The 7968-nt window shown below is 57.3% G+C and carries 6 protein-coding genes; 1 reads left to right on the top strand and 5 read right to left on the bottom strand.

Annotated features, from left to right (window positions below):
- Positions 1–196, top strand: a 196-nt coding sequence (locus EKN00_RS10990) for a hypothetical protein (RefSeq protein WP_206611269.1), incomplete at its 5' end; no start/stop codon positions are given.
- A 434-nt stretch (positions 197–630) separates the two neighbouring features.
- Here the strand turns inward: EKN00_RS10990 and ruvB are convergent.
- The 5 genes from ruvB to mutS form a co-directional block, all read right to left on the bottom strand.
- The gene (ruvB, locus tag EKN00_RS07000; RefSeq protein ID WP_127849420.1) at positions 631–1647 is read right to left on the bottom strand and encodes a Holliday junction branch migration DNA helicase RuvB; all 1017 of its coding nucleotides are present in this window, start codon (positions 1645–1647) and stop codon (positions 631–633) included.
- A 38-nt stretch (positions 1648–1685) separates the two neighbouring features.
- The gene (gene ruvA, locus EKN00_RS06995; protein ID WP_127849419.1) at positions 1686–2279 is read right to left on the bottom strand and encodes a Holliday junction branch migration protein RuvA; all 594 of its coding nucleotides are present in this window, start codon (positions 2277–2279) and stop codon (positions 1686–1688) included.
- A 106-nt stretch (positions 2280–2385) separates the two neighbouring features.
- Positions 2386–2928 carry a Maf family protein gene (locus tag EKN00_RS06990; RefSeq protein ID WP_127849418.1) on the bottom strand — a complete coding sequence of 181 codons (543 nt, stop codon included), beginning with the start codon at positions 2926–2928 and terminating at the stop codon, positions 2386–2388.
- Positions 2925–5018, bottom strand: coding sequence for a DNA mismatch repair endonuclease MutL (gene mutL / locus EKN00_RS06985; RefSeq protein ID WP_127849417.1), 2094 nt, complete (start codon positions 5016–5018; stop codon positions 2925–2927). The genes EKN00_RS06990 and mutL overlap by 4 nt, the downstream gene beginning before the upstream one ends.
- Positions 5019–5022: 4 nt before the next feature.
- Complete coding sequence (gene mutS / locus EKN00_RS06980; protein ID WP_127849416.1) at positions 5023–7728, bottom strand: DNA mismatch repair protein MutS; 2706 nt, start codon at positions 7726–7728, stop codon at positions 5023–5025.
- Positions 7729–7968: the final 240 nt, after the last annotated feature.

Raw genomic sequence — 7968 nt, 5'->3', positions numbered from 1 at the left:
CCCGATGCAAAACCCGCATCGGTCTTCTCTCACCATAGCTTTCACAGGAAAATCCCAGCCGCACTACACACGCACCGCCCCCGCCCAGTCGCTACAGCGTTGGTTAAAAGAAAGACTGGTTGAGCGGTCTCAACAGAACTGGGAAACAGTAATACCAGAATCTTCCACACTTTTCGTTGTTTTTGTGGTTCAGTAGCACTAGGTAACTGAGGTACTTACTACAATCCAGCGGACCGGTGTGGGGTTTGGCCGGAGGGTCCGGGCTGGGCTTCGGGTGTGCCGCCCAGCTGTGGCAACAAGAAAACACGATGTGACGACTGCGGTTTTTGCAGTTGGCACATCGTGTTTTCTTGAGGGAAAAATTAAGATTTGTGTGAGGAGCGTTCAGAATTTGCGCACGAGATAGAGGCTTCGATTACATACCAAGCATCGTACGAGTTAGGTTTCGGCGCGACGATGCAAAGCTAAATTTTTAGTCTGGAGACGGCGCTTTTCCGGCTCCAGACGACCGCCACAGCGACCACGGCGAAGCACACCCGAGGCCCAGCCCGGACCCGGAGGGCAAGCCCCACAACGCGGAGCCTTCTCACTGGTCTAGTTCATCAAAACGACTTACGCTGCCGGACAGCGTTAGTGATTTGAAGATTCTGGATACGTCCGGCCCATGTGTGCGTATCCTTCGCGCGTGACCGTCCGGCCGCGTGGTGTCCGCTGGATGAAGCCGATTTGCAGCAAATATGGCTCGTAGACTTCTTCGATTGTCGCGGTTTCTTCCCCGATGTTGGCCGCAATTGTACTGAGGCCAACTGGACCACCATTATATTGGTCAATCATCAGGCGCAGAATTTTGCGGTCAATCGTGTCCAGGCCGCGGTTATCCACCTGCAGTGCGGTCAGTGCCGTGTCGACCAGTTCCGCATCCGCGGTTTCTAGATCAGCAACGTCCGCAAAATCCCGAACGCGTTTGAGCAAGCGGTTGGCAATCCGTGGCGTTCCCCGTGACCGGAGCGCAATCTCCTTGATGCCGTCTGGGTCGATTGCGAGGTTAAAGATTGCGGCGGAACGCGTCACGATTTTGGCTAAGTCCTCCGTCGTGTAGTACGCCATGTGCGCCGAAATCCCGAACCGGTCACGCAGCGGTGCCGACAGTACCCCGGCGCGCGTCGTTGCCCCAATCAGGGTGAACGGCGGCAGCGGAAAATGCACTGGGTGCGCCGCTGGACCCTGGCCAACCACGATGTCGATGTAGAAATCTTCCATCGCGGAATACAGCATTTCTTCGACCACCTTGGGCAGGCGGTGAATTTCGTCAATGAACAAGACATCCCCAGGCTGAAGCTCACTGAGCAGTGCCACCAGATCCCCGGGCTTATCGATTGCCGGGCCGCTGGTTGTCCGGATGTGCACACCCATCTCGTTGGCAATCACCAGCGCCATCGTGGTTTTCCCCAGACCAGGCGGGCCGTACAGGAGCACGTGGTCAAGTGATTCCTCGCGCTTCTTGGCGGCGGTAATGTACACGTCTAGCTGATTTTTAACTGCATCCTGGCCAATGTATTGTGCAAGCGTAGTCGGCCGCAGTGTGTTCGCTGCGGCGACATCTTCATCTTGCTCGCTGCTGGCAAGTAGGCGTTCTTCCTCCGTCATTTGCGTCCTTTCCCGAATGTGCAACCCGCACCTTCGTCTTAATGCTTAGTGAGTAGCTTCAGGCCGGCACGCAGGTACGCGTCGGTGTCACTCAGATCCATTTTCAGTAGTTTTGGTTCAATCTTGTTAACTTCCCGTTCGGTAAAGCCGAGGGCAATCAGCGCCGCCAGTGCATCGCTTAACTTCGAACTGGTAGGCTGTGCGGAGTCCGCAACCTCGGGAGTGAACAGGTCCACGTGCTTGTCGATTTTGCCCTGCAGGTCCAGAACAATCTGGGCCGCGGTCTTCTTCCCCACCCCAGGAAACCGCGTGAGGAAGGCGACATCGTTACTGGCAATCGCCTGCGCCAGGCCGTTCGTGTCCACGTTGGCTAAGATTGCAAGCGCACTCTTCGGCCCAATCCCGGTCACGGACAACAACAGGTTGAACACGCGCTTTTGCTCTTCATCGTTGAACCCGTACAGACTCTGCTCGTTTTCACGGATGATTAGTTGGGCGTAAACCATGGCCTCCTCGCCAACGTGAAAATGGTACGGGTTGGCAACCAGCAACCGGTAGCCAACGCCATTCACATCAATAACAACACAATCTGGTGCGACGGCTGCGACCTTGCCGCGGAAAAATTCATACATCCGAAACCCTCCACCCGCACACCGCAAAGGCGCCGCGGGACTTCATTTAGTTACGTCCAATAGCGAACGTATTTTCGTAGTTAATTCTAGCACAAGCCGCGCCCAATTACAGCATGCGCACCAGAGTGCTGAGCGGCAAGCCCATCACGTTGTAGTAATCACCATCAATTTTCTTGATGAGAAAGGCCCCATCATCCTGAATACCGTACGCACCGGCCTTACCCATGTAGCTGTTTTGTTGCAGATACAGTTCAATCTCGGCATCAGACAACGGCCAGAAGGTGACCGCCGTTGTGACGACGCGGCTTTCTTCCTGCCCATTTGCCTGCCGGACAACCAGTCCCGTGTGCACGTGGTGGGTCTGCCCCGCCAGCTTGCGGATCATCTGGCGGGCGGCATCTTCGTCTGCCGGTTTGCCGAGCATTTCATCGCCGAACGCCACCATCGTGTCGGCCGCGATAATGCGCTCGCCCGGGTAACGGCCGGCAACTTCTCGGCTTTTGGCCTGCGCCAGCGCCAACACGTACTCCGCCGGTGGCAATAGCGGCAGCGCGCGCTCATCAATCTGGGCCGGCACCGCCTGAAAATCGCTTGTGATGCGGCCAAGTAACTCCTGTCGCCGCGGCGACGCGCTTGCAAGTATCATTATTCACTCCACCTATCGCTTTCGTGACTGTCCTGAATTCGTTTGAACATCTTTTCCAAATCTGTATTGCTAAACGACACAAGCACCGGCCGACCGTGCGGGCAGTTGTACGGATTTTCGGCTTCGGCCAGCTTGGTGAGCAGTGCCTGCGCCTGACGTGAATCCAGGTGGTGGTTCGCCTTAATCGCGCGTTTGCAGCTCATCATGATTGCGGCCTTTTCCCGGAATTGGGCAACCGTGATGTGGCCGCCCGCAAGCACCCAGTCAATCATTTCCTTCAGTGTGTCCTCTTCCTGACCCGCCTTGAACCAGGTTGGGTGACTGCTAGCAATGAAGCTGTTTTGCCCAAAGTCATCGAGGTAAACGCCAACTTGCGCCAGCACATCGTGGGCCGCGCGAATCTTGAGCGCATCCCCGGCCGGATAATCGAGCACAATCGGCGTGAGCAATTGCTGCTGAGCCTGCTCAACCTTACCGATTTCCACGCGATAATACTCGTAATTAATGCGTTCCTGGGCCGCGTGCTGGTCAACCATGTAAAACGCCTTGTCGGTTTCCGCCAGCAGGTACGTGCCGTGCAGTTGGCCCAAGTAGCGCAGCTCGGGAAATGGTTCCGTGCTGCCGATTGGTCCCAGGTCAACTTGCTCTGCCGGCGAATCTTCACCCGGCAGATTGCCGAACGGACTCACCTTGGGGTCCGGCCGACCGTACTTTGCGTCCCACTCGGCCAACCGGTCGGGCTCGGTGAAAATACTCCTGGCGTCCAGCTGATCGATGCTGAGGTCGCTGCCCGCGTCCCCAGGTGCTGCCGGTTGCTCAAGACTTGCCGTATCTGGCGCCGGCTGACTTGCCGAGTCGCCCTGCTTGCTGGCACCTTCCGCCGGCGTCCAGTCTTGCGTTTTGCGCCGCGCCGTTTGGTCTGCGGGCAAGCCAAACAGGGAACGCCCCGTTGCCATGGTGCTCGCCGCCGTGCTTCCCGGCTGCGGCGCCGTCAGCGTCCGCTCGTGCACCATGTCGGCATTGCGCGTGAGTTCAAGATTGGTCTGTTCGGCCTTCTTGCCCCCACGCGGCGCCTTATTCAGGTTGTGGAGCGCGTCCGGAATGAGGTTCTGGTTGCTCAGCCGCCCGTAAATACTGGTTTTGAGTAGTTCCGCCAGTTCCTTTTCCTTGCTGATGCGCACCTCTTGCTTGGTGGGGTGCACGTTGACGTCAATTAGGTGCGGGTCAAGTTCAATCGCCACAACGGCAACCGGGAACCGGCCGACCATGAGCTTGGAGCCATAGCCGGCAATGATACCCTTAACCAGGTTGTAATTCTTGAAGTAGCGGCCGTTGATGAGCAGCGTGATGCTGTTTCGGCTTGAGCGCGTCGTGTCGGGCAGGCTCACAAACCCGTTAATACTAAAATCACTGTCAGACGTGCTAATCGGCAACATCGATTTGGCAATCGCCACCCCGTAGACCCCGGCGATGGTTTGCTGCATATCGCCGTTGCCCGTGGTTTTGAAGGTCACCTTGTCCCCGTTGCGCAGGGTAAACGCGATTTCGGGATGCCCGAGCGCCAGGCGGCTAACAATGTCCACAATGTGACTCAGTTCGGTCGCCTGGGAGCGCACGTACTTCAGCCGCGCCGGCGTGTTGAAGAACAGGTTGGCCACGCGAATAGTAGTCCCCTGCCGGAACGCCTGACTGTGCTGGTCGACCATCTTACCGCCGACCAGGTGCGCCAGGGTCCCTTCACCGGCCACCGTGGCGGTTTCTAGGGTCACATCCGCAACGGAGGCAATCGAGGCGAGCGCCTCACCGCGAAACCCGAGCGAGTGGATGGCGAACAAATCACGCACCGTCGCAATCTTACTGGTCGCGTGGCGCTTGAAGGCCGTGGGCACGTCTTCGCGCTCAATCCCGCTACCGTTGTCCATTACTTCCATTAAGGTGAGGCCGGCATCGACCACCCGGATATCAATCTGGGTGGCCCCGGCGTCGATACTGTTTTCTGCCAGTTCCTTAATCACGGACGCGGGCCGTTCAATCACTTCACCGGCTGAAATTTGGTTGCTGAGCGCTTCGGATAGCTCGTGAATCTGTGGCACAAGATCACTTCCCTGACTTTAGTTTCTGCTGCAGTCCGTACAATAGGTTCATTGCGGCCATCGGGTTGGCCCCCATTAGGTCAAAGTCGGCGAGCTCACGAAGAACCGCCTCCTCCTTCTTCGAACGCGCCGTCTTGACCGGCTTAACTGGCTCCGGCGCGAACAATTCGAGTTGCTCATCCGCCCCGTCTGCCGGCGTATCGGCCACAACCGCGGCGGGTTCGGCCGTATCCGCATATGCATCAGCGTGCGCCCCCGCTGGCACGTCTGGCTGCACGGCAGTGGTGCCGGATTCCGTTTGCTCGTTAGCGGCCGGAATCTGGACCTGCTCCTTGCCCTCCAGTGTCTGCAAAATGCTATCGGCACGTCTCAGCAACTCATTCGGCAGCCCAGCCAGTTTGGCAACATGAATCCCGTACGACTTGTCGGCGGGACCTGCGAGCATCTTGTGCTGGAACACCAGGTTACCATTCTCCAGCGTTGCGCCGACGTGAACATTCTTCAGGTGCGGCAGCGACTGCGCCAGCGCCGTTAGTTCGTGGTAATGTGTCGAAAACAGCGTCTTGGCGTGCACGTGGTCGTGCAGATACTCAATAATGGCCTGCGCCAGCGCCATCCCGTCGTAAGTGGCGGTCCCGCGCCCGATTTCGTCAAACAGAATCAGACTGCGATTGGTCGCGTGACTAAGCGCCTCGTTGGCCTCTAGCATCTCGACCATGAACGTACTCTGCCCGTTCGCCAGGTCATCGGCCGCGCCAATTCGGGTGAAAATGTGGTCAAAAATTGGCAGCTTCGCACTGGTCGCGGGCACAAAACTCCCCGCCTGGGCCATAATCACGATGAGCGCCATTTGCCGCATGTACGTGCTCTTCCCGGACATGTTGGGCCCCGTGATGAGGAGCATGTCCACACCGTCACTCATGAACACATCGTTTGGAATGTAACTGGACTTACCAATCACCTTTTCCACAACCGGGTGGCGGCCGCCAACGATTTCAACGTCGTGACTGGTTTTGCTCATCTCCGGCCGGACAAAATGCTGGTTCTCGGCCAGCTGGGCAAAACTCTGCAGGACGTCAAGCTCGGCAACCTTAGCAGCTAATGCCTGCAACCGGCCAATCTGCTCCTTGATGTCGTCACGCACCTTGGTGAAGAGCGTGTATTCGAGGGCGGTGGAACTGGCCTGTGCCTCCAGAATCTCGCTTTCCTTGGCCTTAAGTTCCGGGGTAATGAACCGCTCGGCGTTGGTCAACGTCTGCTTGCGCTCGTAGCGGTCTTCTGGCACGTTGGCCAGGTTGGACTTGGTCACCTCAATGAAGTACCCAAACACCGAAGTGAAGCGAATCTTCAGGTTGTGGATACCCGTCTTCTCGCGCTCGCTTGCTTCCAAATTGGCGAGCCAGGTCTTGCTGGAGCGCGAAATTTCGCGGTAGTGGTCCAGCTGCTCGTCGTAGCCATCCCGAATCACACCGCCCTCCTTCACGGAGATTGGGGGCTCGTCGGTGATGGCACGGTGAATCAAGTCGGCAATGTCCCCCACGAGGTCCAGCTGCTGGTACGGTGCCATGCTCGGGGCAGCCATTCGCCCCAGAATGTCCTCAATCGTCGGCATTTGGTCCAAACTGGTGGCCAGCTGGAGCAAGTCGCGCCCGTTCACGTTGCCAAACGCAACCCGGCCCGCGAGCCGCTCGAGGTCATACACCTTGCGCAGCGCATCCGCCAGTTCGGTGCGTTCAAAGAAATTATCAAGCAAGGTCTGGACCTGCTCTTGCCGCTCATTAATCGCGCTGACATCCAGCAGTGGCCGTTCCAACCATGTCCGCAGCATCCGCCCACCCATGGCGGTCTGGGTGCTATCCAGCAGGCCGAGCAGACTCCCGGCCTTCTTCCCCGTGCGGCTGTTGGCAACAATGTCCAAGTTCCGGCGGGCATCGGCGTCCATGTCGAGGAATGCCGCGGGTGCGTAGGTAACTGCCTTTTGAATGTGCGCCAGGCTGCGCTTTTGCGTGTCGAGCAGGTACCGCATCAGCATGGTCACCACGTCGATTTCGGCCAAATCATCCAGGTCCTGGGTGACGTAACTAATTTCGGCGTGCTTTTTGCCGTCGTCTTTTTGCACACTCAGCAATCGATCGCCGCTGTGGAGCGCCTTTGCGACCGTGTCGTCCAGGTTTTCGGGCACAACGATTTCGACTGACCCCAGTGCCGACAGCTCGTTTTCCACACTGAATAAGTCAGCAAGGACGGTGACCTTCAATTCACCGGTGGATAAGTCGCTGTACGCAAAGCCGAACCCGGGATTAAGGGGTAGCACCGCACTCAGGTAGTTGTTCTTCTTGGCCTCACCCGGGTGGATGTTCATTGATGTCCCGGGGGTGACCAGCTGAATAACGGCGCGCTTAACCATCCCCACCGCCAGCTTGGGGTCTTCCATTTGTTCACAGATGGCCACCTTGTAGCCCTGATCAATCAGAATGTTGATATAGTTATCCACTGCATGGTGGGGCACCCCACACATGGGGATGGGGTTGTCCGCCGACTTGTTCCGCGCGGTTAACGTTAATTCCAGCAGCTGGGACCCCTTAATCGCGTCATCGAAGAACAATTCGTAAAAGTCACCGATGCGGTAGAACAAAAAGGCGTCGGGATACTGCGCCTTCACGGCCTTGTATTGCTGCATCATCGGTGTATCGGTTACTTTTTTGGGCATTTAATTTTCCCTCTCATTAACAATCCATTTCGCTTGGCAAAATAAAGCGTTCATGCTCTATTTTCCCGCGAATTATCCTAAAAGTCCACTAACGAAACGGGCGACAATTTACAATAATCGTCACCCGGCGCTGGCTGGACCCACCGCGATGGGAATGGGCACGCAAATCCTGCCGCCGTGATTGCCGCCGCCCCGCTAACACCGCGGCCTGCCCGCGTTTTTAACCGCGCGTAGTTTAGC

Origin of the sequence: Lacticaseibacillus hulanensis (assembly GCF_004010095.1) — a bacterium.
GTDB classification, from domain to species: Bacteria; Bacillota; Bacilli; order Lactobacillales; family Lactobacillaceae; genus Lacticaseibacillus; species Lacticaseibacillus hulanensis.
Note: the sequence above shows the minus strand (reverse complement) of the source record. Positions and strands in the feature narration are given on the sequence as shown.